We start from the raw sequence: 25,998 nt of genomic DNA, 5'->3' as shown, positions 1-25,998 counted from the left end.
TCGGCCGCGAGGGAGACGACGGTCAATCCTTGGCCAGACGGTATTCGCCGGTCTTCGGATCCTTGACCAGCGTTCCCATCGTACCGTTGGCGGCTTGCTTTTCGGTACGCCGCACCTTGGCGGTCACCCGCTCGGCTTCCCTGACGAAGGAGCGGTAGCCGAAATAGGCGGCAATGCCGACGACGGCGAAGAAGATGATCTGCGGCATGTCAAACTCTCCCTCGCAAGGCCGGCAAGACGGCCGGTCGGGTCGGTTGATGATTTATGCTAGACGCTTTCACCGGCTTTTCAAAGCCCGAAGCGCGCCCACAGCGCGCGCTCTTCCGCCGCATCGATGACGCCGCTTGCCGCGGCGGCGGCAATATCGGGCGCCGAAAAACTCGAGCCGAACAGGCCGAAGCGGCCGAACAGGCCGCGCGGCGCGGTGATCAGCTTGAGCTGGGTCTTCGGCCCGAAACGGCTTTTCAGCACGCTGCGCATGTCGCCGAGGGCATCGACCAGCCCGAGCTCGAGCCCCTTCTTGGCCGTCCAGAACAGGCCGGTGAACAGGTCGGGATCGTCCTTGAGCTTGCTGCCGCGCCTATCCTTGACGAGATCGATGAAGGTCTCGTGGACCTCGAGCTGCAGCGCCTTCAGGCGCTCGACGTCTTCCTTCTTTTCCGGTTTGAACGGGTCGAGCACCGCCTTGTTCTGGCCGGCGGTGTGGACGCGGCGCTCGACGCCGATCTTCTTCAACAGCTCCGGAAAGCCGAACGAGGCCGACACCACGCCGATCGAGCCGACGATGGAGGACGGGTCGGCAAAGATCTCGTCGCCGGCGACCGCGATCATGTAGCCGCCCGATGCCGCCACGTCCTCGACGAAGACCAGGACCTTCTTGTTTTTCTCCGTTGCCAGGTCGCGGATGCGCCTGAAAATCAGCCGCGACTGCACCGGCGAGCCGCCTGGCGAATTGATCGAGATGGCGACCGCCGGCGCGTCGAAGGAAAACAGCTTTTCGAGAAGGCCGGCAGTCGACGCCAGCGACAGGCTCGGCCGGAACTGGCCGCCGCCGGGCATGATGGTGCCGTGCAGCCGGATGACCGGAATGGTGACGACGTTCGAGCGCCAGGATTTCGGCAGCAGGCGATTGAAAAGACGTTTCACGAGGGGGCTGTCTCCGGTCGATTTGCTTGAGGCATGTAGGAATTCGCCGGCCAACGGCAATGCCGTCACCCGGCAATCAAAATGGATCAGTCTCCGAACAGCGACGCCAACCCGTTATTGATCAGCTCTGCCCGTTCCGAGGGGCCATTGCCTGAATAGGCATGCAGCATCAGCGGCGGCCGGATCGACAGCTTGCCGCGTGCGCCGAGTGCTGCCCGGACGACGATGCGGATCGCTGCCGCTTCGGGGCGAGGATGGACGGCCAGCATCTCGGCATCGCCGAAGCGGCCGGCAATGGCATCGAGGATGGCGCCGAGCTGTTCCGGCCGGGCAATGACGGCCAGCCCGCCGCCCGGCCTGACCACCGCCGCCGCGCTGCGGATCCAGCTGTCGAACAGCCCGTCCTCCGCGACATGCGCGGCCTTTCTCAGCGGATCGGGCGTCGCGCGATCCTCGGCGGCATTGAACGGCGGGTTCATGATGACGAAATCGAAGCTGTTATCCTCGAGGCCGGCGGCCATTCGCGCCCGGCCCGACAGCGCGACATCGGCGACGAGCACCGAGGCGCGGTCGCTGAGATGCGCGTTGCCGGGATGGGCAAGCGTGGTTGTGGCGAAGGCCGCCATTTCCGGAGAACGCTCGACGAGCACTGCCTCGGCACCGGGGCAGCGCGACAGTACCGCCAGGCCGGCGGCACCGGCACCCGCGCCAAAGTCTGCAAGCCGCCCGGCGAACGAGGACGGCACGGCAGCCGCCAGCATCATCGCATCCATGCCGGCGCGGTGGCCTGCCTTTCTCGGCTGCACCAGCCAGAAGCGACCGCGATGGAAGGCATCGACCGTATGAGCCGGCATGTCCGGGACAAGGGCAGCGGGCGACGCGGACATTATTTTTGGCGGATCTCGTTGGCGATGCCGGCATCCGTCAGGATGCGCCGCGCCGCATCGGCCTTGTCGGCGTCCACCATGACACGGCGGGGCAGAATGCCGATCGAGCCGTCGAGCACGCTCATGTTCTGGTCGGCGACGAAAAAGCCGATGCCGGCATCGCGCATCAGCGATTCGACAAAGGAAATGATGACGGCGTCGTTGGTGCGGATGAGCTCTATCATCGAATGAAACTCGCAGTTTGCGGCGTTGATGTAAACGTGGACGTGATTATGTACCAGAGCCGCCGCGCCAATTCGCCTCTTGCCGCACCGGTGGCTGCCGCCCTAGAGTCTGTCCAGGGACCATGTTGCCGTCGTGCATATCGAGGTTGGGAGTTTTGCCGTGGGTGTCGTTCTCAACATTGAAAACGGGAAGCGGGAAGCCGCCTCGATCAAGGACCTTATCGACCTGACCGCCGCCGACATGGGGCGCGTCAATGAACTGATCCTGTCGAAGGCCGGCTCCGACGTCGAGATGATCCCGGAGATTGCCAACCACTTGATCTCGTCCGGCGGCAAACGGCTGCGGCCGATGCTGACGCTCGCCGCCGCCCAGATGTTCGGCTATTCCGGTGACGGCCACGTCAAGCTCGCCACCTCGGTCGAATTCATGCACACCGCGACACTTCTCCACGACGACGTTGTCGACGAAAGCGGCATGCGGCGCGGCAAGAAGACGGCGCGCATGATCTGGGGTAACCAGGCCAGTGTTTTGGTCGGCGATTTCCTGCTCGGCCAGGCCTTTCGCATGATGGTCGATGTCGGCTCGCTGGAAGCGCTCGACATCCTGTCGAGTGCGGCTTCGGTCATCGCCGAAGGCGAGGTGATGCAGCTCGCCGCCGCCAAAAACCTCGAGACCACCGAGGATGAGCATTTCGCCGTGATCAAGGCCAAGACCGCGGCGCTGTTTTCGGCCGCCGCCGAGGTCGGCCCGGTCATCGCCCAGGCGACGCGCAATGATCGCGCAGCACTCCGCTCCTACGGCATGAATCTCGGCCTTGCCTTCCAACTGATCGATGATGCGCTGGATTACGGCGGCACCAGCAAGGACCTCGGCAAGAATGTCGGCGACGATTTCCGCGAGGGCAAGGTGACGCTGCCGGTGATCCTCGCCTATCGGCGCGGCACAAAGGCCGAGCGCAGCTTCTGGAAACGCGCCATCGAGGACAATGCCGCCGACGATGCCGGACTGGAGAAGGCCGTCGGCCTGATGCTCCGCCACGGCGCAATTGCCGACACCATCGGACGCGCCCGCCACTTCGGCGAGATCGCCCGCGACGCACTGGCGCCGCTCGAGGCGACGCCGCAGAAATCGGCGCTGATCGACGTCATCGATTTCTGCATCAGCCGGGTGAACTGAGAGGCGTCGGCGCCCGCGCCTGTTCTCATCGCGCCTTTGCCGGAAGAACCATTGCTGCGAGCAGGCTGACGACGATGCCCGCCGCCGCGAGCCAGAAGGCGACCTGGATGCCGTCGGCGACGGCAATTTTCAAGGCATTGCCGGACAATTCGCCGATTTGGCTGTTCGCAATCGCAATCAGCACGGCCATGCCGACGGCGTTGCCGACATTGAGTGTCGTCGAAGCCATCCCCGAGGCGACGCCTTGCTGATCATGCGCAACGCCGGAAGCGGCGGCAATCCACATTGCTGTCCAGACGATGCCTTGTCCGACGCCGGAGACGATCAGGCCGGGTACGAGGGACAGATAGCTGCTCTCCGCGGTCGCGCCTGATACCATCAATGCTGTGCCTACCGCGCCGACGATCATGCCGCCGACCAGCGTGCTGCGCGTCGAAAAGCGCGTCGCCAGACGCTCGCCGGCTTGCGTGCCGGTGGCGATGGCGACCGACGGCACGAGAAAGGCGAGGCCCGTCTGCAAGGCGGTGAAGCCGTGCACGTTCTGCAACAGCACGGTGAGGAAGTAGGGCAGCGCTCCGAAAGTGGCCATGTAGAGGAAGGTGATCGTCATGCCGGCGACGAGGCTGCGGTTGTGGAACAGGCGCAGCGGCATCAGCGGATCGGCGCTCTTCGCCTCGATCATCGTGAAAGCGATCAGGAAGAATGCCGCCAGTGCTGCACTGACGATGATTGCGGTCGATCCCCAGCCATATTCGGGCCCCTGAACCAGTGTGAAGACAAGCAAGGTCGCGCCGGCGGTGACGGTCAGCGCGCCCGGCAGATCGAAGCTGCGGTGCTCGTGCGGCTTCGGATCGCGCGGAATGATGGCGAAAGCCGCGATGATGGCGATCCCGGCCAAAAGCACGTTGACGTAGAAGACCGACGGCCAGCCGAAGGCGCTGGTCAGAAACCCGCCGGCAAGCGAACCGAGCGTCAGGCCGCTGGCGCCTGCGCCACCCCAGACGGCGAGCGCCCGGTTGCGTTCCGGTCCTTCGGCGAACAGACGGTTGATCAGCGACAGCGTCGCCGGAAACAGGAAGGCGCCGCCGATGCCTTGCACGGCGCGGGCCGCAATGATGATTTGCGGCGACCATGCGAGGCCGCCGACCAGGGACGAGAGCGCGTAGAGCCAGAGCGCGAAGATGAAGACGCGGCGCTGGCCGATCAGGTCGGCGGCCCGGCCGCCGAACAGTAGGAAGCCGCCGGTGAACACGGTATAGGCGCTGACCACCCATTGCAGGGTCTGGCCTGAAAATCCGAGGCCGGCGCCGATCTCCGGCAACGCCACGAAGACGATGTTGAGGTCGAGCGCGATGATGAGCTGCGCGAAGGCGAGCAGCGCCAGCGTTGCGCCGCGCTTCGCGCTGGTTGTTCCTTGCGCTGCCATCGCCCCGAGCGGCGCGCCTTGATCGAGTGAACTCATGCCGGTCTCCTTGTCGACAATTATTTAATGATCGACAAAGAATTGAGATTTGCAATCCGAAGTCAAGCGGATTATTTGTTGATCGACAAAAATTGGAGACCGCCATGGCAGGCAGGCCTAGGGAATTCGACCGCGACCAGGCGCTTGAGAAAGCCCGCGACGCCTTTTGGAGACGCGGCTACGAGGGCACCTCGATGGCCGATCTCGTATCGGCGCTTGGCCTCGCATCGGCGCGCATCTATGCCGCCTTCGGCTCGAAGGAGGACCTGTTTCGCGAAGCGGTGGCGCTTTACGAAGCCAATGAGGGCGGCTTCGCCACGCGCGCGCTGCAGGAAGAACCAAACGTCCGGCGCGTCATCGAGCGCATGCTTCGCGACGCCGTCGAAATCTATACGCCGCCGGGGCGGCCGCAGGGCTGCATGGTGGTGACGGCCGCGACCAATTGCGCCGTCGAAAATGACGCCGTGCTGCAATGGCTGGCGGAGCACCGGCTGGCACGTACCGCATCGATCGTCGAGCGATTGAAAAAGGCCGTGCGCGATGGCGAATTGAAGCCGGCCACCGACGCCGCGGCGTTGGGCGATTATTATGCCACGCTGATGCACGGCCTTTCGGTGCAGGCACGCGACGGCATTCCGAAAAAACGGCTGCACGATCTTGTCACCGTCGCCATGCAGGCGCTCGACGCAAGGCTTTCGCAAACGTCCTGAGTTCCGGGCCGTGACGCCTCACTTACCGGCTTGTTCGGCGGCCCTTCTGGGATTGACCTCCGGCGTCGGCGGCGGCGAACGCTGCTTCGTAGATACGATCGAGATGGCGAAGGCTTCTTCGTCGCGCGGCACTTCCAGCATCGGCGCCCCCATGGCTGGCGAAGCAAGAATTGAAATCTCATCCTGCCACGCAAAGTTGCATGGCGGAAGCTTTCAACCGATGGCGCTTATGGATCGCTTACGGCATCGGGCAAATAGCGACGCGCAGGCAGCGCCAAAGCGGACGCCACGCGGTCAAGGGTCGCAGTTCAGGCCCTTTCGGCATGGTTTATTAATTGCTTGACCCGATTGTGAATTCGGGCCGGGTTGAAGCACGACCCCAAAAAGGCCATGCTTTACCTGTAAAGATCGAGTCTACGGCGATCCCGCTGACGCGGAGATGGCGTTTGGCTGAAAGGGATATGATGCGGCAAGGATATGCGCGCTGGCTGACGGGGCTGGCAATCGCGACGGGCATGGCGATCTCGGCTCTGCCGGTCCATGCCAAACAGACCGCAGAGCCGGTCAGGATCACATCCTTCTCGGGGGCCTATCTCGCCGCCCGGATTGCCGAAGGCGACAACGACCTCGACAGCGCCGTCTCCTACTACAAGCAGGCGCTTGCCTTCGATCCGAACGATACGGGACTGCAGCAGAGCCTGATGCTGTCGCTGATCGCACAGGGGCGCTTCGATGAGTCCCTGGTCTACGCCGACAAGCTCAAGGCGGTTCCCGATGTCGAGCGCTTCTCGCGCCTGGCGCTGGCCATCGATTCCTTCCACAAGAAGGATTTCTCCAAGGCCGAATACTGGCTCAAGCTGTCGCTCGAATCCGATCTCGACCGGCTGATTTCCGGCGTCATGACCGGCTGGGCCAAGCAGGGTGCGGGTGACGCCGGCGAGGCCATGGCTTCCATCGACAAGCTGCAGGGCCCCGACTGGTTCGGCCTGTTCAAGTCCTTCCACCGTGCCTTGATTGCCGACGCCTCCGGCCTGCCCGACAGGGCGGATGCGCTCTACACCGCCACCCTGCAGGACACGGCCGCCGGCGGTGCCGCCCCCGAAACATGGATGCGCAACGCGCAGGCCTACGCCTCTTTCCTCGCCCGTAAGGGCGACAAGGCCAAGGCGCTGTCGGTGCTCGACCAGGCCGAGACATTTGCGCCCGGCAAGGTCGAGATTGCAGCCCTTCGCGACAAGATCAACAAGGGCGAAAGGATCCAACCCTTCGCTGCCGGCCCGTCGGACGGCGCCTCGGAAATCCTGCTCGATCTCGCCACCGCGCTCAACCGCGGCGGCGGCGAGCCGTTCGTGCGGCTTTATCTGCAATATGCGCTGGCGCTGCGGCCCGACAATGACGCGGCGCTCGTTCAGCTTGCCGCAGTTGCCGAGCAGTTGAAGGACGGCGAGGGCGCCATCGCGCTCTATCGCCGCATTCCCGCCGGTTCGCCGCTGAAGGAGCTTTCGGACCTGCAGCTCGGCCTCAACCTTGCCGATCTCGACCGCAACGACGAGGCGATCACCCACCTCAAGGCCATCGTCGATGCGCATCCCGACGACATGCGCGCCTATCTGGCGCTCGGCGGGGTCTATTCCTCGAAGGAGGATTTCCGCTCCGCCGCCAATCTTTATGACAAGGCGGTCGAGGTGCTGAAGACGCCGACCGCCGTCAACTGGAACATCTTCTACCAGCGCGGCATCGCCTATGAGCGGCTGAAGGAATGGCCGAAGGCCGAGCCGAATTTCCGCAAGGCGCTGGAGCTCTACCCCGACCAGCCGCAGGTTTTGAACTATCTCGGCTATTCCTGGGTCGACAAGGACATGAACCTCAAGGAAGGCCTCGCGATGATCCAGAAGGCCGTCGACCTGAGGCCGAGCGACGGCTACATCGTCGATTCGCTGGGCTGGGCCTATTATCGCCTTGGCCAGTTCGACGACGCTGTGCGCGAAATGGAACGCGCCGTTTCGTTGAAGCCGGAGGATCCGGTGCTCAACGATCACCTCGGCGACGCCTACTGGCGCGTTGGCCGCAAGCTGGAAGCCACCTTCCAGTGGAACCAGGCCCGCGACCTGAAGCCGGACCCGGACGTGCTTGCCGCCTTGCAGCAAAAGCTGATGAAGGGCCTGCCGCCGATCGAATCCAACACGGCGCAGGAAACCCCGAACGTAAAGCCCGAGCCGGCGCCCGCCCCGAAGGGGTGACCCCATCGCCTTGACGGTCGCGGAGCGGCACTCTACGAGGTGCCGCATCCCGCCGGAGGCCGCCGTGACCGTTGACATCCCTGCCCACACGCATCCCAGCCGCTCGTTCCAGGGGCTGATCCTGACCTTGCATAATTATTGGGCGGACTATGGCTGCGTCGTCCTCCAGCCTTACGACATGGAAGTCGGCGCCGGTACCTTTCATCCGGCAACGACATTGCGCGCGCTCGGCCCAAAACGCTGGAACGCGGCCTATGTCCAGCCCTCGCGCCGCCCCAAGGACGGCCGCTATGGCGAAAATCCGAACCGGCTGCAGCATTATTACCAATACCAGGTGATCCTGAAGCCCAATCCGCCCAATTTGCAGGAGCTTTACCTCGGCTCGCTGGCCGCGATCGGCATCGATCCGCTGCTGCACGACATCCGCTTCGTCGAGGACGACTGGGAAAGCCCGACACTGGGCGCCTGGGGACTGGGCTGGGAGTGCTGGTGCGACGGCATGGAGGTGTCGCAGTTCACCTATTTCCAGCAGGTCTGCGGCATCGAATGCGCGCCGGTGGCGGGTGAGCTCACTTACGGGCTGGAACGGCTGGCCATGTATGTGCAGGGCGTCGACAATGTCTACGACCTCAACTTCAACGGCCGCGAAGGCGCCGACAAGGTGACCTATGGCGACGTCTTCCTGCAGGCCGAGCAGGAATATTCGCGCCACAATTTCGAATTCGCCAACACGGTGATGCTGCTCAGGCATTTCGAAGACGCCGAGGCCGAGTGCAAGGCGCTGCTACAAGCCGGCGCGCCGGCGTCGAACGACAATCTGGCGATGCACAGGATGGTATTCCCCGCCTACGACCAGTGCATCAAGGCCAGCCATGTCTTCAACCTGCTCGACGCACGCGGCGTCATTTCCGTCACCGAGCGCCAGAGCTACATCTTGCGGGTGCGCAATCTGGCCAAAGCCTGCGGCGAGGCGTTTCTGCTGACGCAGGCGGGTGGAATGGCGGCTTAGCTCCAGGCGATTTCGACAGGGGCGCTGATTGGCAACGTGCCTTGGCCGCTTGCACCGGCTATTGTCCGCAGCGCCTGCCGGACGCCGGGCATCGAGAAGGCACCGTGCACCTGCGCTGTAAAACAGGCGCTGAGCGCGAGGATCTGCAGGAATGTCGATGCCGTTTTCATGGTCGTTCAGCCAATAGCTCTCTGCCTGAGCGTTGGTCGCTTCAGCGCTGCGTTCGGTTCATGGAAATCTTTGATCCAAGGACGGGCGGACCGGCGCGTGTCCGACAGGAGGCTGAATTTTTTCGGAAATCGCCGCTGGACGCCTTGATCGTGCTGGCCCGATCTTGCTGGGAAGGGTGACAGCAGCCGACCGAGTTGCTATGCCCCGCTTACCTCCGCCTCGATGGGGGAGGACGCCGCGAAGCGGCGGCTGTTTTTTGTCGCGTGAGCTCTTTCAATGCCTGACCTGCTTCTAGAACTTCGTTCCGAAGAAATCCCCGCTCGCATGCAGCGCAAGGCGGCCGGCGATCTCAGGAAGCTTTTGACCGACGGTCTGGTTGAAGCCGGGCTGACCTATGAGGCGGCGCGCGAATATTGGACGCCGCGTCGGTTGGCGCTCGACATCCGCGGCCTGACCGCCCGCTCGAAGGACATCAGCGAGGAGATCAAGGGCCCCTCGACCAAGGCGCCCGAGCAGGCGGTGCAAGGTTTTCTGCGCAAGGCCGGCCTTGCCTCGATTGCCGAGGCGCATGTCCATTCCGATCCGAAGAAGGGCGACTTCTATGTCGCCCATATTTCCAGGCCGGGCAGGTCGGCGGAGCAGATCATCGCCGAGCTGGTGCCGGGCATCATCCGCAACTTCCCCTGGCCGAAATCGATGCGCTGGGGGCCGGCGTCGGCCAAGCCCGGGTCGCTGCGCTGGGTGCGGCCGCTGCAATCGATCCTGTGCACCTTCGGCCCGGAAACCGAGGAGCCGGTGGTGGTCGATTTCGAGATCGACGGTATCCGCTCAGGCAACGTCACCTACGGCCACCGTTTTCATGCGCCGGGCGCCATCACGGTGCGCCGCTTTGACGATTACGTCGCCAAGCTTGAAGCGGCCAAGGTCGTGCTCGATGCCGACCGACGCAAGGAGATCATTCTTGCCGATGCCAGGAACCTCGCCTTCGCCAGCGGGCTCGACCTCGTCGAGGACGAGGGGCTGCTGGAGGAAGTGTCGGGCCTGGTCGAATGGCCCGTCGTGCTGATGGGCGAATTCGAGCAGGATTTTCTGGCCATTCCGGCCGAGGTGATCCGGCTCACCATCCGCGCCAACCAGAAGTGTTTTGTGACGCGGCCGCATGGCGCGGGCGAAGAGCTCTCCAACCGCTTCATCCTGACCGCCAATGTCGAGGCCAAGGATGGCGGCAAGGAGATCGCCCATGGCAACGGCAAGGTGGTGCGCGCCCGCCTGTCCGACGCGCTCTATTTCTGGAAGACCGACCAGGGCGACCTGCCGGATCTCGACCAGTTGCAGGCATCGGCGGAAAAGTTCGGGCTTGACCTCAACAAGCCGCTCGACCAGCGCATGGCCCGCCTCGACCATCTCAATGTGACGTTTCATGCCAAGCTCGGCACGCAGGGCGAGCGGGTGGAGCGGATTGCGCGCTTGGCCGAAGAACTGGCACCAATCGTGGTGCGCGCAATCTCCCCCCTTGAGGGGGAGATGGCCGGCAGGCCAGAGGGGGTCGCTTCGCGTGAAGCGCCGGCATCCTCGGTCCACAAGAGAGAGTCGCGTCAGGACGCACCGATCCCCTCTGTCGCCTTCGGCGACATCTCCCCCTCAAGGGGGGAGATTACCGCGCTGGCGCGTCGCGCTGCCGTCCTCGCCAAGGCCGATCTCACCACCGAGGTGGTTGGCGAATTCCCGGAACTGCAGGGCGCCATGGGTCGCAAATACGCCCTGCTGCAACGCGAGCATCCGTCGGTCGCCGCTGCGATCGAGGAGCACTACAAGCCGCAGGGGCCGTCAGATCGCGTGCCGACTGATCCGGTATCGATCGCCGTGGCGCTCGCCGACAAGCTCGATACGCTGGTCGGGTTCTGGGCGATCGACGAAAAACCGACCGGATCGAAGGACCCCTATGCGCTGCGGAGAGCGGCGCTGGGGGTAACGAGGATACTGATTGAGAACGGGATTAGGTTGTCCCTGAAATCTGTGGCCAATATCGCGTCCGAAGATATTGCAGGTCACATACGCGATCCCAAACTCGACCGACAGTTCGAAATTGCTGCGGAGCTAGAGCAGCAACTCGGAGGAGATTCGCTTACCGATCTCGTCATCGAACGCGATTCCGCAATCTCAAACAACACCTTTGAGCGTTCCGGAGAAAGGCAGCAGCAAGAGATCAACAATCTCCTCTCCTTCTTCCACGATCGCCTCAAAGTCTATCTCCGCGATCAGGGTGCGCGGCACGACCTGATCGACGCGGTGCTGGCGAGTGGCGCTGCCCCCTCATCCGGCCCTTCGGGCCACCTTCTCCCCGCTGGGGAGAAGAGGCTGGCACCGGCGTTGGCGACCTCTTCTCCCCTCGGGGAGAAGGTGGCCGCGAAGCGGCCGGATGAGGGGGCTTCGCAAAACGACGACCTTCTGCAAATCGTCCGCCGGGTCGAAGCCCTTGGCTCGTTCCTCGACACCGAGGACGGCAAGAACCTGCTTGCCGGCACCAAGCGCGCGGCCAACATCGTGGCTGCCGAAGAGAAGAAGGCGACAGCGATCGCAAGCAGCGTTGAGCCGGCTCTGTTCCGAGAGGGCGCCGAAAAAACCCTGTTCGCGGCGGTGAATCAGGCCGAGAGGCAAGCCGGCGAAGGAATTCAAAACGAAGACTTTTCCGCCGCCATGCTGGCGCTTAGCGTGTTGCGCGAGCCGGTTGATTCATTCTTTGAGAAAGTCCTGGTAAACGACGAGGACCAGGCGGTGCGCGCCAATCGCCTGGCATTGCTCGCCCGCATCCGCGCGGCGACCGACCGGGTCGCGGATTTCTCCAAGATAGCCGGCTGACGTCTGGGAAAAAATCATCGCTTGTGGCGCTATTTGGGCTGGTCGGGAGCTGCTAGCGGCGCAGGCTGCGGCGCTGCCGGCTCAGGGGTTTTGCTGGCGACCTTTGGATCGGCCTTGCTGTTCGCGGCGGGCGCGGCGGCGGTGGCCGGCGCGGCTCTGGGCGCGGGCGTTGCAAAGGCATCGCCGACGATACCGCCGCGAATGATCATCGGGCTTCCGGTGAAGCCATGGCTCGGCTGGCTCGGGATTGCCGCGACCTTTTCATCGGTGACGTTTCCATTGACGTTGGCCAGCTTCTCGCCAAGCGCGACGATCGACGGTGTTTTCGTCCGCTCGACCGAGCCGGGACTGGCCACCGTACCGACCACCGAAGGCGTCGCCGTCGTCTGCCCGAGAAAAACCAGCGACGAGGCCTGTGCCGTGCCGGCCATAACCGCCAGACCAAGCGCACCAAGGATACGCATCGAAAGCATGATAGTTCCCCTTGCCCAAGAAGACGGCACCCTAGCCGAGGGCAGTTGATGCCGGCTTGCGGGGAAACATAGCATTTTAGCGATTTGCGATTCGCCAACGCCTGGGCTTGCTCGCCCGGCGTCGCCGTATTAGGCACCCGCATCAGTGAGGTGACGACAGTGGCTGAAATTCGTACCGTCGGCGAGGCGATGGAAAGGGCGTTGGCGCTGCTCGAAAGCGGCGACGTCGTCGCCATACCGACCGAGACCGTCTATGGGCTGGCCGGCGACGCGACCAATGGCGTTGCCGTGGCTCGTATCTTCGAAGCCAAGGGTCGCCCGCGCTTCAACCCGCTGATCGCCCATATAGCCGATCCGACGATGGCCGAGCGCATCGCGCTGTTCGATCCGCTGTCGGAAAGATTGGCGCAGGCATTCTGGCCGGGACCGCTGACGCTGGTTCTCCCGCAGCGGCCCGGCAACGGCATTCATCCGCTGGTCACCGCCGGTCTGGACACCATCGCGCTGCGCATGCCGAAAGGCTTTGGCGGCGAGCTGATCGCCAGGTTCGGCCGCGCGCTTGCGGCGCCCAGCGCCAATTCCTCGGGCAGGATCAGCGCCACCACGGCCGAGGCCGTGGCCGCCGACCTCGGTCCCCGGATCAAGCTCATCGTCGATGGCGGCGCGACGCGGGTCGGGCTGGAATCGACGATCCTCAAGGTCGAAGCCGGAAAGCTGCGGCTGCTGCGACCGGGCGGCATTGCCGCCGAAGAGATCGAAGCAGTGGCCGGGACAAAGTTGCTGCGCGGCGCTTCGGGCATCGAGGCGCCCGGCATGCTCGCCTCGCATTACGCTCCGGGTGCGGCGGTGCGGCTCAATGCCGGCAAGGTCGCCACAGGCGAAGCCTTGCTGGCCTTCGGCCGCCGCCGTGCCGAGGGCTGGCGCGATGCAGCCGCACTGCGCAATTTGTCGGAGACCGGCGACCTGCGCGAGGCAGCAAGCAATCTCTTCGCTCATCTGCAGGATCTCGATGGCAGCGGCGCCAAAACCATCGCCGTCGAGCCGATCCCGTTCGAAGGGCTGGGCGAGGCGATCAACGACAGGCTTTCGCGCGCCGCCGCCCCGCGTGACAAGATCGCCCCTCGTGACAAGATGGATTGAGCACCATAGTTTCCACCCATGAACGACATTTCCCCCGACCTCGATCCTGCCGTCATCGCGCGCTTTGTGACAATCGTCGGCGACAAATATGCGCTGCGCGACCAGCAGGACATCACGCCTTACCTCGCCGAGCGGCGCGGACTTTGGCACGGCAGGACGGCGCTGGTGCTGAGGCCGGGGACCGTCGAGGAGGTCAGCCGCATCATGCGGCTGGCGAGCGAAACGGGCACGCCGATTGTACCGCAAAGCGGCAACACCGGGCTGGTCGGCGCCCAGGTGCCGGACGCGTCCGGCCGCGAGATCGTGCTGTCGCTGTCGCGGCTAAACCGCATCCGTGAGATCGATACCCTGTCCAACACGGTGACGGTCGAAACCGGCGTCATCCTGCAGACGCTGCAGGAAGCGGCCGATGCCGCCGACCGGCTGTTTCCGCTGTCGCTTGCCGCGCAAGGCTCCTGCCAGATCGGCGGCAATCTCTCTTCCAACGCCGGTGGCACCGGCGTGCTTGCCTACGGCAATGCGCGCGAACTCTGCCTCGGCGTCGAAGTGGTGCTGCCGACCGGCGAAGTGTTCGACGATCTGCGCAAGCTGAAGAAGGACAATACCGGTTATGATCTGAAGGACCTGTTCGTCGGCGCCGAGGGTACGCTCGGCATCATCACCGCCGCCGTGCTCAAGCTTTTCCCCAAGCCCAAGGGGCGCGAGGTGGCGTTTGCCGGCCTGTCATCGCCGGAGGCGGCACTGTCGCTGTTCAGCCTCGCGATGGACCGTGCAGGGGCAGCGCTCACCGCCTTCGAGCTGATCGGCCAGAGGCCTTACGACTTCACGCTTGCCCACGCACAAGGCGTAGTGCGGCCGCTGGCCGGCGATTGGCCGTGGTATGTGCTGATGCAGATCTCGTCGGGCCGCTCGGCCGAGGATGCACGGGCGCTGATCGAAGAGGTGCTGGAGGCAGGCCTCGAGCAAGGGATCGTCGGCGATGCGGTGATCGCGTCAAGCATCGCCCAGGGCGATGCGTTCTGGAATTTCCGCGAAGTGCTGCCCGAGGCGCAGAGACCCGAAGGTGCCTCGATCAAGCACGACATCTCGGTACCGGTGGCGTCGATCCCGCCCTTCATCGAAAAGGCCGCCGGCGCCGTGCAATCGGTCAGTCCCGGCGCACGCGTCGTCTGCTTCGGCCACATGGGCGACGGCAATCTGCACTACAACATTTCCCGGCCGGTCGACGGTGACGACGAGGCGTTTCTCGGCCTTTACCACGTCATGAACAAGGCCGTGCACGACGTCGTGCGCTCGTTTCATGGCTCGATCTCGGCCGAGCACGGCATCGGCCAGTTGAAGCGGGACGAATTGATCGCGACGGCGCCGCCGATCGCGATCGAGCTGATGCGCAGGGTGAAGGCCGCTTTCGATCCCGCCGGCATCATGAATCCCGGTAAGGTTATCTGATCCTTTCGCCGGCCCGCGCCGGTTCGTATTCCGATAACCATCCGCCTCGGATCAGCAAAATTTAACCGACTTTCTTAAGCGCGAGGATAAGAAGCTCGCGCTAATGTTTCTCCACAACGAGGCTGGGAAAACCGGCCCGGAGATCCGGAAACACCGGCTCTCAGGAGAAACAGGAAAGGCACGATATGAACACTGGACTGAAGCCAGTCTGGGCCGGGCGCAATATGCGCCTCGACCCATTCCGCCTGCCGCAGGTGGTGAGCTACGCCACGCGCGACGACTATGGCGACGTTACCTTCACCATCGATCAGCGCGGCGCGGTTATCCGCCGCACGCTGGAGATGAGTGGCGTGCCGGCGATCATCGCTCTGCCCGCCAACGCGTTTCGCGGCGTCGCCGCCCGCGCCATGGAGGATCCGGATGGCAATGTCACAGTGACGCTTGAGCTTCTGCACAACGACCCGATGCTGTCGGTGCCGCTGCTGGTCGCCGACGATCTCGACGACGTCGCCGCCGACTGGCGCGCCTGGGCCGACGCCTACCGCCTGCCGATGCTTCTGATCGAGGCCGACGGCATTGCTCGCACGCTGGAAGAATCACTCGGCGCCGCCATCAAGGCGCTCCCGGCGCAGGACCGTCGCAAAGGTCGCGTCTCGACCATGCGCCGCCCGCGCTTCCTCGCCCGCCGCCGCGCCGGCGACCTCGGCCTCAGGCTGGTCATCGGCGGCGAGGAGCTTATTTCGCGGGAATAGGCCTGAGCGCCTCTTCCTTCTCCCCCTGTGGGAGAAGGTGGCCGAGCGGAGCTCGGTCGGATGAGGGGTGTTCCAGGGACCGCCAACGCCTCATTTCTTCCAACATCCCTCAACCGTCTTGGCGCTACGCGCCAATCCACCTTCTCCCACAGGGGGAGAAGGGAAAAGGCTCCTAAACCAGCGGCTTCAGCGCCACCCAAACCGCGCCGCCGATCAGGCCGAGGAAGATCAGCCAGCCGACCTGGTTGTTCGATCTGAACAGCCTCAGGCACTGGTCCGGATCGTCGATGTCGAGCACGCCGATCTGCCGCGCCAGATGGGCGCCGGCGGCAATCAGCCCGGCGAGCGCCGGCACCGGTGCCTGCGCCGAGGCGAAAGCAATGGCGAAGCAGACCAGCGCTCCGCCATAAAGTCCGGCAAGCCAGGCCTTGGTGTTGTCGCCGAACAGGCGCGCCGTCGAGCGCACGCCGACGATGGCGTCGTCCTCCTTGTCCTGATGCGCATAGATCGTGTCATAGCCGATCACCCACAGGATCGAGCCGATATAGAGCATGATTGCCGGCCCATCGAGATCGCCGAACTCGACCGCCCATCCCATCAGCGCCCCCCAGGAAAAGGCAAGACCGAGAACCAGTTGCGGCCAATTGGTGTACCGCTTCATGAACGGGTAGATGGCGACGATGACCAGCGAGCCGATGCCGAGCAAGATGGCCAAGCTGTTGAACTGCAAAAGCACGGCGAGGCCGACCAGTGCCTGCAAGACAACAAACATCCAGGCCTGCCGGCGCGTAACCTTGCCGGCCGGCAGCGGCCGCGAGCGTGTGCGTTCCACCTGGTTGTCGATGTCCTCGTCGACCAGGTCGTTGTAGGTGCAGCCGGCGCCACGCATGGCGAACGCGCCAAGAAAAAACAGCAGCAGATACCACGGCGACGGCAGCAGCGAGAGCAGCGGGTCCGTCGGACGCGGATAGGCGCTCGCGGCAAGTGCAGCCGACCACCAGCATGGCCACAGCAGCAATTGCCAGCCGATCGGCCGGTCCCATCGGGCAAGCTGCGCATAGGGCCACAACCCCCGCGGCAGCGCGCGATAGACCCAGTGGCCGCTCGGCGCATCGGCGACGCGGCCCTGGGCCGCTTTCGACTGGACGGTTTCCATTTTGCTGGAGTGGCAGCAGAGGCGAATGCCGTCAAGCGTCAAGCAGGCCGGATCCGCTCGCGGCGCGGAATCGCCGCCGCGGACAGCCAAATGTCTTGACCCGCCGCCCGGGGCGCAATAGCGCAGTCCTGATCGGAACGGGCAAGGAATCCAGGCATGCGTGTTTTGCTGATCGGCTCCGGCGGACGAGAACATGCGTTGGCCTGGAAGATGGCGGCGTCGCCGCTGCTGACCAAACTCTACGCGGCGCCCGGCAATCCGGGCATCGGCGGCGAAGCCGAGCTGGTGAGGCTCGATGTTTCGGATCATGCAGCGGTGGTCCGGTTTTGCCGCGAGAAAGAAATAGACCTCGTCGTGGTCGGCCCGGAAGGGCCGCTGGTCGCCGGCATTGCCGACGACCTTCGCGCCGAGGGCATCCGCGTCTTCGGCCCGTCAAAGGCAGCGGCACGGCTGGAAGGCTCGAAGGGGTTCACCAAGGACCTCTGCGCCAAATACGGCATCCCGACCGCCGCCTATGGCCGCTTCGGCGATCTGGCTTCGGCCAAGGCCTATGTCGAGAGAATGGGTGCGCCGATCGTCATCAAGGCCGACGGCCTCGCTGCCGGCAAGGGCGTCACCGTCGCCATGACGCTTGACGAGGCGCTGGCCGCGCTCGACGCCTGTTTCGACGGCTCCTTCGGCCAGGCCGGCGCCGAAGTGGTGGTCGAGGAGTTTCTCAGCGGCGAAGAGGCAAGCTTCTTCTGCCTTTGCGACGGCATCACCGCGCTGCCCTTCGGCACCGCGCAGGATCATAAGCGCCTCAGTGACGGCGACACCGGCCCCAACACCGGCGGCATGGGCGCCTATTCGCCGGCGCCGGTGATGACGCCGGAGATGATCGACCGAACCATGCGCGAGATCGTCGAGCCGACCATGCGCGGCATGGCTGAAACAGGCGCGCCGTTTTCCGGCGTGCTGTTCGCCGGGCTGATGATATCAGACAGCGGGCCGAAGCTGATCGAATACAACACCCGTTTCGGCGACCCGGAATGCCAGGTGCTGATGATGCGGCTGAAGGACGATCTCCTGGTCCTACTCAACGCCGCCGCCGACGGCCAGCTGGCGCACACCTCGGTGCGCTGGCGCGACGAGGCGGCGCTCACCGTGGTGATGGCAGCCAGGGGTTATCCCGGCACGCCGGAAAAGGGCTCGGTCATTCGCGGCGTCGAGGCAGCGGCCGGCGACGGCGTCGAGATTTTTCACGCCGGCACCGCCATCAACGGCGGCGCACTCGTCGCCAATGGCGGTCGCGTGCTCAACATCACGGCGACCGGCCGCACCGTCGGCGAGGCGCAGAAGAAGGCTTACGCCGCGCTCGACCGGATCGACTGGCCGCAAGGCTTTTGCCGCCGCGACATTGGCTGGCTGGCGGTGGCGCGCGAGCAGGCGAACTGACGCTTAAGGCGGCCCTCGACCTCAACGCAGGCCGCGGTCGAATCTGGTCGAGACGCTGCTGACCGCATCGGCGGTGGGGGCAATTCCAGACACCGATGCCAAGCGCTCTTCGTTTCGCGTCCAGGCGACATATTCGGCAATCCCGCGCGGAAGGCTCGGCGCCGCCTTCGCCGCAGGCATTTGAAAGCCGCTGCTGAACCTGGCCAAGCGCGTCCTGAATACCACGACCAGTTGCTCGAGGCTCGCGGGTGCTGCCACTGTGGCATAGGTCATGGCAGTGCCGGCGAGCCCCGCCTCGCGTGAGAGCGGCACCGGTATCGAGGCGAGGTAATCCGGCTGCACGTCGATCAGGCCGCCGAACGGCCACCGCGCGCGCAATTCCGTCGCGTTCATCGGTGCGACGCTGACATCGATATCATTGGGCGTGCCCGCAACCCTGTAAGGACAGCGGAACCGGCCGCAATTTGCTCGCGCCGAAAACTGCCAGAGCGCATAGCTCTGCCAATTGCCTATGGGGAAATGCACGTCGATGTCGGGCTTGTAGCGCGCATACCACAGCGGCAACCGGGACAGGAGCGGGTATTTATACTTATTGTCGGCGATATGCCTGGCGGTCGTGCCGTTGGTGTAGAGCACCGGAAAGCGGCCAACCCGACGATGCACATGGCGCACGAATTCCTCGGCATCCTCGAGCGACATCCATTGGGTGGGATCATCGTCCTCGATGTCGAGGGCAAGCAGGTCATCCGGCCCGGGTTTCACGAAATTGATGAAATTATTGGCCTGTCCCACGGGGTTGCCGGGGCGGGCGAGATGATAGGCACCCCATTTCAGGCCCAGCGCCTTGGCCACCACCTTGCGCGTCTGGAACAGTTCCTGTGCCATCGCATGGCGCTTCCAAAGCGTCTTGCACAGACGCATCTCGGTCTCGTCGCCGAAACAGAAATAGGGTGGCGGCATTCCGTCGGATGCCTTGTTGATGAAGCCGACAAGACGCTTGTCGGCAGCTAGCCGGGTCCAGTCAATGGAATTGTATTCGTAGGCGTCGACGACCAGCGCCCGGTCCGCATCCTTCCACGGTTCGGAGAAATCCGAGGCCCTTGCCGGCGTCAGCGCCAGGGTCATCGCGGCCGCGACAAGGAGAAGCGCTGAGCGGACAAGGGGGTGCGCCGGCGTTTTCAAACAGCAGGTCCTTGCTGGCCAAAGCCAAATCCTGAACCGCCATGGTTAAGGAAATGCTTTCGATCGCGGCCCGCGGATGCCACGGCTCGGACAGCTTCTCCGTCGATGGTCTTGATGGTTGTCACTGGCGAGAGGGGATATGAAACGGATTGGGCGCCGGCACTTGCGACAGCGTTCCCTCGGCCTCGCGTTTGCGATGAGGGGTCAGCGAGCATGGTGGTGAGCACAATGTGCCGCGATCCGACCAATAGGCTGCGCCGTTCTCGACCTTACCTTCATGATAGCAAAAACCGGCCGCCCGCCAAAGCAGGCGCATTCGATGCAGCGATGGGCGTCAGGTCTGCGAGCACGAGGCAATCCTATTTCGGTATTCTGCTCTATCTTGGCGAATTTAGCCTGCGTCGTGGCAATTGCAAAATCCACGTGACAAAGTTTGACGTTTACGTAAAAAGAAGATGGACAGGGAACTCCGAAAGCAGATGATTTTGCGCCGGCACGGGTCTTAACTTGGCCTGCCGGACTGAGGAGAGCCAGGCTGAGGAGAAGCGAGCGCCATGTATCGGGCACCGGTCGAGGAAATCGCCTTCACCCTGAAGCATGTCGCCGGCTTGAAGGCGGCGCTCGATGCCGGCACCTTTGGCGAACTCGGCGAAGACCTCGTCGACGCCATTCTGGCCGAGGCCGGCCGTTTCGCCAGTGAGGAGGTGGCGCCGCTCTATGAGATCGGCGACCGGCAAGGCGCGGTGCTCAACGGCGCTGCCGTCACCACGCCAACCGGCTGGAAGGAACTTTATCGCCGCTGGATAGATGGCGGCTGGAACGCGCTGTCCGCGCCGGAAGCGTATGGCGGCCAGGCGCTGCCGGCCATGCTCGGCGCCGCCGCGCTCGAAATGTGGAACTCCGCCTCAATGGCGTTCGGCATCGCTCCGACGCTGACCATGGGTGCGGTCGAAGCACTCGACAAGCACGGCTCGCAAGCGCTCAAGGCCAAATATCTGGAAAAGCTGGTCTCTGGCGAATGGATGGGCACTATGAATCTGACCGAGCCGCAGGCCGGCTCGGACCTGAATGCCTTGCGAACCCGTGCCGAGCCGGCCGGCGACGGCACCTACCGCATCTTCGGGCAAAAGATCTTCATTACCTATGGCGAGCACGATTTCACCGACAACATCATCCATCTGGTGCTGGCGCGGCTGCCGGACGCGCCGGCCGGCACGCGTGGCCTTTCGCTGTTCCTGGTGCCGAAATTCCTGGTTGGCGACGATGGCGCGCTGGGCGGGCGCAATGACGTCTTCTGCTCCGCGCTGGAGCACAAATTGGGCATCCACGCTTCGCCGACCTGCACCATGATCTATGGCGATGGCTTCGAGGGCAGCACGCCCGGCGCGATTGGCTGGCTGGTCGGCGAGGAGAACAAAGGCCTCGCCTGCATGTTCACCATGATGAACAATGCGCGCCTTGCCGTCGGCATGCAGGGCGTCGCGGTCGCCGAGGCGGCGACGCAGAAGGCGCTGGCCTACGCCAACGAGCGCCGGCAAGGCAAGGCGGCAAGCTATCGCGGTACCGGCATGGCGCCGATCGTGCATCACCCCGACATCCAGCGCAGTCTTTTGACCATGAAGGCGCTGACCCAGATTGCCCGCGCCATCTGCTATTCCTGCGCCTACGCCATCGATCTCGCGTCCGCGAGCGAGGATGCAAAGCACTGGCAGGAACGCGCCAATCTTTTGACGCCGCTGGCCAAGGCGTTTTCCACCGATGTCGGCGTCGAAGTCGCCTCGCTTGGGCTTCAGGTGCATGGCGGCATGGGGTTCATCGAGGAGACGGGGGCTGCAGCGCTTTATCGCGACGCACGCATTGCGCCCATTTACGAAGGCACCAATGGCATCCAGGCAATCGATCTGGTGACGCGCAAACTGCCGCTCGGCGGCGGTCGGCATGTGCATGGCTACATCGCCGAGCTCAAGGCCGTCGCCGATGCGGTGCGAGCGTCGAACCTTGAAGGCTTCGGCAGCACCGCCGATCGCCTCGACCAGGCGCTCGACGACCTCACACAGGTGACCTGTTTCCTGCAAGACCTGCAGGCCGAAGGCCGTTCCGACGAGGCGCTGGCCGGCGCCACGCCTTATCTCAGGCTGATCTCGCTTGCCGCTGGCAGCGCCTATCTGGCGCGCGGTGCGCTTGCCGACCAAAACCGCATCGCGCTTTGCCGGTTCTTCGCCGAGAACCTGCTGGGCGAGGTGGGCGCGCTGAAGGAGCGCGTCATCGGCGGCGCCGACAGCCTTGGCGTTGCCGGCAAGTCGCTGATTTCCGCCTGACGTTCGCAAACGCCCGAAATTCACAAAGGACAATCCGTGACAGACCACATCCTCGTCGAACGCCAGGGCGCCATCCAGATCATCCGCATCAACCGTCCGGACAAGAAGAACGCCCTGACCCGCGCCATGTATGCGACAATGTCGGCGGCTCTTACCGGCGGCGACGCCGATCCGGCGATCCGTGTCCATGTCTTTCTCGGCGTGCCCGGTGCCTTCTCGTCCGGCAACGACCTTGCCGATTTCATGGTCATCGCCTCGGGCGGCGAAGCCGGTACCGAAGTCTGGGATTTCCTGATGGCGTTGGCCAAAGTGGAAAAGCCCATGGTTTCCGGCGTCGACGGGATTGCGGTCGGCATCGGCACCACGCTCAACCTGCATTGCGACCTGACGTTCGCCACGCCGCGCACAATATTCCGGACGCCCTTCGTCGATCTCGGCCTTGTGCCGGAGGCCGGTTCGAGCCTGCTCGCACCGCAGATCCTCGGCCGGCAGGGCGCTTTCGCGCTGCTTGGCCTTGGCGAGGGCTTTTCGGCCGAGCGGGCGAAGGCCGCCGGGCTGATCTACGAGGTGGTCGAGGAAGACGCACTCGAAGCATCGGTATTGGCGGCGGCGGGCCAGATCGCGGCCAAGCCGCCGCAAGCGCTGAGGATCGCGCGAGACCTGATGCGCGGCTCGCGCGAAGACCTTGTCGAGCGCATCGGCCAGGAAAGCCAGCATTTCCGCGAGCGGCTCAAATCCGATGAAGCCCGCGCCGCCTTGACCGCCTTCTTGACCAGGAAAAAGGCCTAGACCTTCTGGCCTTGTCTCGCATCGTGGACCCGCCGGCAGCAACCGGCGGGTTTTCTCGCCATGCTCTCTTTGTCACATCGCCATTTTTTTACATTCGGCCTGGGCCTTTGCCGAAGACGTGTCGATCATGAATGTCTTGCCTTTGGCGTCGGTCATCAACATCATGCAATGCTTGATCGGTTTCGCCATTTTCATCATTTCGGCGCTCATCTTCGCGTCGGGCATCATGGTGCCCATATGCCCATCGGGCATGATCGCCATGACCTCGCCACCCTTCATCACCGTCATTGTCCCCATCGCGTCCTCCGCAAAGGCTTGCGAAGCGAAAAGGCCGGCAAGACCGGCTATCGTGACCAACCTGAGTGAATGCATTGCGTCCTCCTGAATTTGCGCCAGCGGCGCGTTGAGCCCTTCCCTGGTTCGTCCCCGCAAGCTGGAACGTTTCACGCACACGAGATCGTGAAGTGAGATCGGAAGCGCCAGGTCTCTGGAGCCCGGGAGTTCCGGGTGGTTCGGCGCAGGCGGTATGGCCTGACCTGGGTGCCGAGCGACTTACAAGGCCTAAGCCACCGCTGGGCGGCGTGCATGACGGTGAGGATTTCGACAGTCTCGCCGTCGACGCGATGAGGGATGATATACGGCTTCGACCAAGACGAGTTCCCGTGTCCCGTTGATGCGCCCGACACGCCCCATCGCGGTTGTTCGGCGAGATGTCCCGCCGCCGTTACGATGCGCGCAATGACTCTCGCGGCGGCCTCGGGATTGTCTTTCTCGCCATGCGCGCCGATTTCATCAAGCCGCCGCAGCGCCCGCTCGGTTTAGCGGATTGACTGTGGCTTATGCCTGGCGGGTCGACTTGACGTATTTCCCGACAACAGCCGCTACCTCGCCGGCACTGGCAAAATCGCCGCGCGAGGCTTCAGCCAATCTTGCCTCTATTTCGGCGAGTTGCCATTCCTCACGGGCTACAAAATCCTCGATGGCCTGCGCAGCCACATAGGAGTCACTCCTGCGATTGAAACAGCGCGGCATCGTCCCCTACGGATAAAGCCTCACCTTGTCCCAGCCGCCCTCGGCGTTGCGCGAAAAGACGACACGGTCGTGCAGCCGGAACGGACGGTCGTGCCAGAACTCGATGCTCTGCGGCACGATGCGAAAGCCTGACCAGTGTTTTGGCCGCGGGATCTCGCCGATCGCATGGCGCGCCGTGTATTCGGCGACCGCCTTTTCCAGCGCGAAGCGGCTCTCCAGCGGCCGCGACTGTTTGGAGGCCCAGGCGCCGATGCGGCTGCCGCGCGGACGCGTCGCGTAATAGGCGTCGGCTTCGGCGTCGGTGACGATCTCCACCGGGCCGCGCGCTCGCACCTGCCGGCGCAGCGATTTCCAGTGGAAGCACATCGCCGCTTTCATGCTGCCAAGGATCTCACGGCCCTTGGCGCTCTCGAAATTCGTGTAGAAGACAAATCCGCCCTCATCGAACCCCTTGAGCAGCACCATACGCACATTCGGCATGCCTTCGGCATCAACGGTCGCCAGCGCCACGCTGTTGGGGTCGTTGATCTCGCTCTTCGTCGCGTCGTCGAGCCACGCCGCAAAGAGCCGGAACGGCTCCGCCGCCTCGGTAAAGTCACCGCTTGTTAACCCGGTTTCGCTCATAGTTTTCCCAAATTTGTCGCCGGCTGGGGAGATTGCCGATTGTCGCGTATCGCGCAAGCTTTTGACAGTGGGCAATGGAGCGTTATCGCTTCGGCCAGCGCCAAAGCCATGATCGTGATAATCGTCCTGCCGCTTACCGCCTGTGGCGGCGGCGGCTTCAGCCTGGAGCAGGCGGAGGTCGACCGCTCGGTGCTGACCTCGAGCACGCCGGCCTCAGTCACGCCGCTCGATCAGGACCGCGCCTCCGATCAGGCCACGATCCGCAACGCCGTGTCCTCCGCCGACGTCGAGCAACTGGCTGGGCAGGCCGTTCCCTGGGCGAATGCCGACACCGGCTCGCGCGGCTCCATCACCGAGCTCGCGGAATTCAGGGCTAACGGTGAGACATGCCGTCGCTTCACCGCGTCGCGCGAGAGCTTCGACGGCGTCGCGCTGTTCAAAGGCGAAGTATGCCTGGCCGGCGGCAGCGCCTGGCGAATGCAGGACTTCAAGGCGCTCTGATTTTCCGCCGGCGATATAGTGGTAAGCCACTGGAATTTCTTCCTATGCAAGCGCATATAGGAGGCGATCATGGAACCACTCCTTCTCCAGGGCAGTAAGCATGCGCGACCCCTATGAGGTGCTGGGCGTTGCCAAGAACGCATCGGCCAAGGACATAAAATCGGCGTACCGGAAGCTCGCCAAGAAGTATCATCCGGACCAGAATCCGGATCCCAAGGCAAAGGAGCGTTTTGCCGCCGCCAACCAGGCTTACGAGATCGTCGGCGACGAGAAGAACCGCGCGGCTTTCGATCGCGGTGAGATCGACGCCGAAGGCAAACCGCGGTTCCAGGGTTTCGAGAGTGCGGCCGGCGGCGCCGATCCTTTCGCCGGTTTCCGCCGGCAGCAAGGGCCGGGCGGCGCGCATTTCGAATTCCGCACGGGCCGTCCCGGCGGTGACCCGTTCGACGGCAACAGCGACATCTTCAGCCAGATCTTCGGCGATGCTTTCAGCCAGCAGCGCGGTGCCGGCATGGGCGCCGGCCGCCGGATGCCGACCGCAGCCGACCTCAACGTGACGCTGGACGTCACCATCGAGGAGGCCGCAACCGCCGAGAAAGTGACGGCGATGTTCCCCGACGGCCGCAAGATGGCGGTCAAGTTGCCGGCCTATGTCGAGGACGGCCAGACCATCCGCCTGAAAGGCCAGGGTGAGCAAGGACCGGGCCAGCCGGGCGATGCGCTGGTTAAAATCCGTTTCCGCCGGCACCCGCGCTACCGCGTCGAGGGGCGCGACCTGCATGTCGACCTGCCGGTGGAACTGGCCGATGCGGTGCACGGCGCCAAGGTGGCGGTCGAAACCCCGACCGGCAGGATTGCGGTCAACGTCCCCCCTTGGTCGAGCTCGGACAAGGTTCTGCGGCTGAAGGGCAGGGGCCTGCCGGAAAAGGCCGGCGGTCACGGCGACCTCTACGCGCACGTGCGGCTGATGCTGCCGGAAGGCGGCGACGCCGAGCTCGAGGCGCTGATGCGCCGGCGAAAGGGCTGACGATCGAAAAGGCCGGCGCTTGATGCCGTGTGGAAAAGCGGACTTGCGGACGCTTCTGCTATACACCGAACGTCTTGATTGGGCCAGGAGCGTTGTCGCCGAACTACTGCTCAGACGTCGCGTTTGGAGCCGCGAGCGGAAGGGCAGCTTATGGAGCTTCATAGATGAGAGCGACGTTCAAGCCACGAAGCGCCGTGAGCGTAGATCGGAGCGCTCGCGACTGCAGAACGGGAATC

Annotated in this window: 26 protein-coding genes and 1 pseudogene; 13 read left to right on the top strand and 14 right to left on the bottom strand. The window is 64.1% G+C overall.

Features of this window, described 5'->3' with window-relative positions; translation table 11 throughout:
* Positions 1-22 precede the first annotated feature (22 nt).
* The 4 genes from NKH29_RS08715 to NKH29_RS08700 all read right to left on the bottom strand — a co-directional run bounded on the left by NKH29_RS08715 (position 23) and on the right by NKH29_RS08700 (position 2,257).
* Positions 23-208 carry a membrane protein gene (locus tag NKH29_RS08715; protein ID WP_023674078.1) on the bottom strand — a complete coding sequence of 62 codons (186 nt, stop codon included), beginning with the start codon at positions 206-208 and terminating at the stop codon, positions 23-25.
* Between the two features lie 80 nt (positions 209-288).
* Positions 289-1,146 carry a S49 family peptidase gene (locus NKH29_RS08710; protein WP_023716862.1) on the bottom strand — a complete coding sequence of 286 codons (858 nt, stop codon included), beginning with the start codon at positions 1,144-1,146 and terminating at the stop codon, positions 289-291.
* 86 nt (positions 1,147-1,232) lie between these two features.
* Entirely contained in the window at positions 1,233-2,033 is an 801-nt protein-coding gene (locus NKH29_RS08705; protein ID WP_352483733.1) for a tRNA1(Val) (adenine(37)-N6)-methyltransferase, read from the bottom strand.
* Entirely contained in the window at positions 2,033-2,257 is a 225-nt protein-coding gene (locus NKH29_RS08700; RefSeq protein ID WP_023716864.1) for a putative signal transducing protein, read from the bottom strand. The genes NKH29_RS08705 and NKH29_RS08700 overlap by 1 nt, the downstream gene beginning before the upstream one ends.
* 160 nt (positions 2,258-2,417) lie before the next feature.
* On the opposite strand from NKH29_RS08700, the gene NKH29_RS08695 reads away from it, so the two are divergent.
* Positions 2,418-3,434: a polyprenyl synthetase family protein gene (locus NKH29_RS08695; protein WP_023716865.1), complete on the top strand. Its 1,017-nt coding sequence runs from the start codon at positions 2,418-2,420 to the stop codon at positions 3,432-3,434.
* 25 nt (positions 3,435-3,459) lie between these two features.
* On the opposite strand, the gene NKH29_RS08690 is transcribed toward NKH29_RS08695, so the two are convergent.
* Complete coding sequence (locus NKH29_RS08690) at positions 3,460-4,896, bottom strand: MFS transporter (protein WP_198030447.1); 1,437 nt, start codon at positions 4,894-4,896, stop codon at positions 3,460-3,462.
* A gap of 104 nt (positions 4,897-5,000) precedes the next feature.
* On the opposite strand from NKH29_RS08690, the gene NKH29_RS08685 reads away from it, so the two are divergent.
* Positions 5,001-5,606, top strand: coding sequence for a TetR/AcrR family transcriptional regulator (locus NKH29_RS08685; protein WP_352999387.1), 606 nt, complete (start codon positions 5,001-5,003; stop codon positions 5,604-5,606).
* An 18-nt stretch (positions 5,607-5,624) separates the two neighbouring features.
* Here NKH29_RS08685 and NKH29_RS08680 read toward each other — a convergent pair whose 3' ends face one another.
* Positions 5,625-5,747 (bottom strand): hypothetical protein, encoded by a 123-nt coding sequence (locus tag NKH29_RS08680; protein WP_352483732.1) that lies wholly within the window; start codon positions 5,745-5,747, stop codon positions 5,625-5,627.
* Between the two features lie 323 nt (positions 5,748-6,070).
* On the opposite strand from NKH29_RS08680, the gene NKH29_RS08675 reads away from it, so the two are divergent.
* Together NKH29_RS08675 and NKH29_RS08670 are read left to right on the top strand one after the other, a co-directional pair.
* Entirely contained in the window at positions 6,071-7,846 is a 1,776-nt protein-coding gene (locus NKH29_RS08675) for a tetratricopeptide repeat protein (RefSeq protein WP_023716869.1), read from the top strand.
* Positions 7,847-7,910: 64 nt separating this feature from the next.
* Entirely contained in the window at positions 7,911-8,855 is a 945-nt protein-coding gene (locus NKH29_RS08670) for a glycine--tRNA ligase subunit alpha (protein WP_023716870.1), read from the top strand.
* Here NKH29_RS08670 and NKH29_RS08665 read toward each other — a convergent pair.
* On the bottom strand, positions 8,852-9,025 hold the full coding sequence (locus NKH29_RS08665) for a hypothetical protein (RefSeq protein WP_023716871.1): 174 nt from the start codon (positions 9,023-9,025) through the stop codon (positions 8,852-8,854). The genes NKH29_RS08670 and NKH29_RS08665 overlap by 4 nt on opposite strands.
* 277 nt (positions 9,026-9,302) lie before the next feature.
* Here NKH29_RS08665 and glyS point away from each other — a divergent pair, with 277 nt between their 5' ends.
* Positions 9,303-11,885 (top strand): glycine--tRNA ligase subunit beta, encoded by a 2,583-nt coding sequence (glyS, locus tag NKH29_RS08660; protein ID WP_352483731.1) that lies wholly within the window; start codon positions 9,303-9,305, stop codon positions 11,883-11,885.
* A 29-nt stretch (positions 11,886-11,914) separates the two neighbouring features.
* On the opposite strand, the gene NKH29_RS08655 is transcribed toward glyS, so the two are convergent.
* Positions 11,915-12,358 carry a hypothetical protein gene (locus NKH29_RS08655; RefSeq protein WP_352548670.1) on the bottom strand — a complete coding sequence of 148 codons (444 nt, stop codon included), beginning with the start codon at positions 12,356-12,358 and terminating at the stop codon, positions 11,915-11,917.
* A 159-nt stretch (positions 12,359-12,517) separates the two neighbouring features.
* Between NKH29_RS08655 and NKH29_RS08650 the strand changes: the two genes are divergently transcribed.
* The 3 genes from NKH29_RS08650 to NKH29_RS08640 all read left to right on the top strand — a co-directional run bounded on the left by NKH29_RS08650 (position 12,518) and on the right by NKH29_RS08640 (position 15,699).
* On the top strand, positions 12,518-13,498 hold the full coding sequence (locus NKH29_RS08650) for an L-threonylcarbamoyladenylate synthase (protein ID WP_352483729.1): 981 nt from the start codon (positions 12,518-12,520) through the stop codon (positions 13,496-13,498).
* A gap of 18 nt (positions 13,499-13,516) precedes the next feature.
* Entirely contained in the window at positions 13,517-14,947 is a 1,431-nt protein-coding gene (locus NKH29_RS08645) for an FAD-binding oxidoreductase (RefSeq protein ID WP_352548667.1), read from the top strand.
* 185 nt (positions 14,948-15,132) lie between these two features.
* Positions 15,133-15,699, top strand: coding sequence for a DUF6101 family protein (locus tag NKH29_RS08640; protein ID WP_023674094.1), 567 nt, complete (start codon positions 15,133-15,135; stop codon positions 15,697-15,699).
* A gap of 172 nt (positions 15,700-15,871) precedes the next feature.
* On the opposite strand, the gene ubiA is transcribed toward NKH29_RS08640, so the two are convergent.
* Positions 15,872-16,855: a 4-hydroxybenzoate octaprenyltransferase gene (gene ubiA, locus NKH29_RS08635; RefSeq protein WP_352588985.1), complete on the bottom strand. Its 984-nt coding sequence runs from the start codon at positions 16,853-16,855 to the stop codon at positions 15,872-15,874.
* A gap of 156 nt (positions 16,856-17,011) precedes the next feature.
* Here ubiA and purD point away from each other — a divergent pair, with 156 nt between their 5' ends.
* Positions 17,012-18,289 (top strand): phosphoribosylamine--glycine ligase, encoded by a 1,278-nt coding sequence (gene purD, locus NKH29_RS08630; protein WP_352999385.1) that lies wholly within the window; start codon positions 17,012-17,014, stop codon positions 18,287-18,289.
* 21 nt (positions 18,290-18,310) lie between these two features.
* Here purD and NKH29_RS08625 read toward each other — a convergent pair whose 3' ends face one another.
* Positions 18,311-19,471 (bottom strand): glycoside hydrolase family 25 protein, encoded by a 1,161-nt coding sequence (locus tag NKH29_RS08625; protein ID WP_502906681.1) that lies wholly within the window; start codon positions 19,469-19,471, stop codon positions 18,311-18,313.
* A gap of 554 nt (positions 19,472-20,025) precedes the next feature.
* Between NKH29_RS08625 and NKH29_RS08615 the strand changes: the two genes are divergently transcribed.
* Together NKH29_RS08615 and NKH29_RS08610 are read left to right on the top strand one after the other, a co-directional pair.
* Positions 20,026-21,789 (top strand): acyl-CoA dehydrogenase family protein, encoded by a 1,764-nt coding sequence (locus tag NKH29_RS08615; RefSeq protein ID WP_023716879.1) that lies wholly within the window; start codon positions 20,026-20,028, stop codon positions 21,787-21,789.
* A 36-nt stretch (positions 21,790-21,825) separates the two neighbouring features.
* Entirely contained in the window at positions 21,826-22,578 is a 753-nt protein-coding gene (locus NKH29_RS08610; RefSeq protein WP_023716880.1) for a crotonase/enoyl-CoA hydratase family protein, read from the top strand.
* 72 nt (positions 22,579-22,650) lie between these two features.
* Here NKH29_RS08610 and NKH29_RS08605 read toward each other — a convergent pair whose 3' ends face one another.
* The 4 genes and pseudogenes from NKH29_RS08605 to pdxH all read right to left on the bottom strand — a co-directional run bounded on the left by NKH29_RS08605 (position 22,651) and on the right by pdxH (position 24,234).
* Positions 22,651-22,950 (bottom strand): hypothetical protein, encoded by a 300-nt coding sequence (locus NKH29_RS08605; RefSeq protein ID WP_023716881.1) that lies wholly within the window; start codon positions 22,948-22,950, stop codon positions 22,651-22,653.
* Between the two features lie 71 nt (positions 22,951-23,021).
* Positions 23,022-23,366, bottom strand: coding sequence for a type II toxin-antitoxin system RelE/ParE family toxin (locus tag NKH29_RS08600; RefSeq protein ID WP_245278506.1), 345 nt, complete (start codon positions 23,364-23,366; stop codon positions 23,022-23,024).
* Between the two features lie 49 nt (positions 23,367-23,415).
* Positions 23,416-23,589, bottom strand: a pseudogene (locus NKH29_RS08595) (CopG family ribbon-helix-helix protein); the annotation flags it as partial.
* A 27-nt stretch (positions 23,590-23,616) separates the two neighbouring features.
* Positions 23,617-24,234, bottom strand: coding sequence for a pyridoxamine 5'-phosphate oxidase (gene pdxH, locus NKH29_RS08590; protein ID WP_023716884.1), 618 nt, complete (start codon positions 24,232-24,234; stop codon positions 23,617-23,619).
* Between the two features lie 39 nt (positions 24,235-24,273).
* On the opposite strand from pdxH, the gene NKH29_RS08585 reads away from it, so the two are divergent.
* Both NKH29_RS08585 and NKH29_RS08580 read left to right on the top strand, forming a co-directional pair.
* Positions 24,274-24,735 (top strand): RT0821/Lpp0805 family surface protein, encoded by a 462-nt coding sequence (locus tag NKH29_RS08585; protein ID WP_023716885.1) that lies wholly within the window; start codon positions 24,274-24,276, stop codon positions 24,733-24,735.
* Between the two features lie 100 nt (positions 24,736-24,835).
* Positions 24,836-25,762 carry a DnaJ C-terminal domain-containing protein gene (locus NKH29_RS08580; RefSeq protein WP_023716886.1) on the top strand — a complete coding sequence of 309 codons (927 nt, stop codon included), beginning with the start codon at positions 24,836-24,838 and terminating at the stop codon, positions 25,760-25,762.
* The last annotated feature ends 236 nt before the right edge of the window (positions 25,763-25,998 follow it).

The sequence above is a fragment of the Mesorhizobium sp. M1295 genome, assembly GCF_040318135.1.
Taxonomy (GTDB): Bacteria; Pseudomonadota; Alphaproteobacteria; order Rhizobiales; family Rhizobiaceae; genus Mesorhizobium.
This window is presented reverse-complemented; position numbering and strand designations above follow the sequence as displayed.

Excerpts from the sequence above, each read along its gene's own strand:
- NKH29_RS08715 (WP_023674078.1), bottom strand. The coding sequence starts at position 208 with ATGCCGCAGATCATCTTCTTCGCCGTCGTCGGCATTGCCGCCTATTTC.
- NKH29_RS08705 (WP_352483733.1), bottom strand. The coding sequence starts at position 2,033 with ATGTCCGCGTCGCCCGCTGCCCTTGTCCCGGACATGCCGGCTCATACG.
- NKH29_RS08700 (WP_023716864.1), bottom strand. The coding sequence starts at position 2,257 with ATGATAGAGCTCATCCGCACCAACGACGCCGTCATCATTTCCTTTGTC.
- NKH29_RS08690 (WP_198030447.1), bottom strand. The coding sequence starts at position 4,896 with ATGAGTTCACTCGATCAAGGCGCGCCGCTCGGGGCGATGGCAGCGCAA.
- NKH29_RS08685 (WP_352999387.1), top strand. The coding sequence starts at position 5,001 with ATGGCAGGCAGGCCTAGGGAATTCGACCGCGACCAGGCGCTTGAGAAA.
- NKH29_RS08680 (WP_352483732.1), bottom strand. The coding sequence starts at position 5,747 with ATGCTGGAAGTGCCGCGCGACGAAGAAGCCTTCGCCATCTCGATCGTA.
- NKH29_RS08675 (WP_023716869.1), top strand. The coding sequence starts at position 6,071 with ATGCGGCAAGGATATGCGCGCTGGCTGACGGGGCTGGCAATCGCGACG.
- NKH29_RS08665 (WP_023716871.1), bottom strand. The coding sequence starts at position 9,025 with ATGAAAACGGCATCGACATTCCTGCAGATCCTCGCGCTCAGCGCCTGT.
- glyS (WP_352483731.1), top strand. The coding sequence starts at position 9,303 with ATGCCTGACCTGCTTCTAGAACTTCGTTCCGAAGAAATCCCCGCTCGC.
- NKH29_RS08655 (WP_352548670.1), bottom strand. The coding sequence starts at position 12,358 with ATGCTTTCGATGCGTATCCTTGGTGCGCTTGGTCTGGCGGTTATGGCC.
- NKH29_RS08645 (WP_352548667.1), top strand. The coding sequence starts at position 13,517 with ATGAACGACATTTCCCCCGACCTCGATCCTGCCGTCATCGCGCGCTTT.
- NKH29_RS08640 (WP_023674094.1), top strand. The coding sequence starts at position 15,133 with ATGAACACTGGACTGAAGCCAGTCTGGGCCGGGCGCAATATGCGCCTC.
- ubiA (WP_352588985.1), bottom strand. The coding sequence starts at position 16,855 with ATGGAAACCGTCCAGTCGAAAGCGGCCCAGGGCCGCGTCGCCGATGCG.
- purD (WP_352999385.1), top strand. The coding sequence starts at position 17,012 with ATGCGTGTTTTGCTGATCGGCTCCGGCGGACGAGAACATGCGTTGGCC.
- NKH29_RS08615 (WP_023716879.1), top strand. The coding sequence starts at position 20,026 with ATGTATCGGGCACCGGTCGAGGAAATCGCCTTCACCCTGAAGCATGTC.
- NKH29_RS08605 (WP_023716881.1), bottom strand. The coding sequence starts at position 22,950 with ATGCATTCACTCAGGTTGGTCACGATAGCCGGTCTTGCCGGCCTTTTC.
- pdxH (WP_023716884.1), bottom strand. The coding sequence starts at position 24,234 with ATGAGCGAAACCGGGTTAACAAGCGGTGACTTTACCGAGGCGGCGGAG.
- NKH29_RS08580 (WP_023716886.1), top strand. The coding sequence starts at position 24,836 with ATGCGCGACCCCTATGAGGTGCTGGGCGTTGCCAAGAACGCATCGGCC.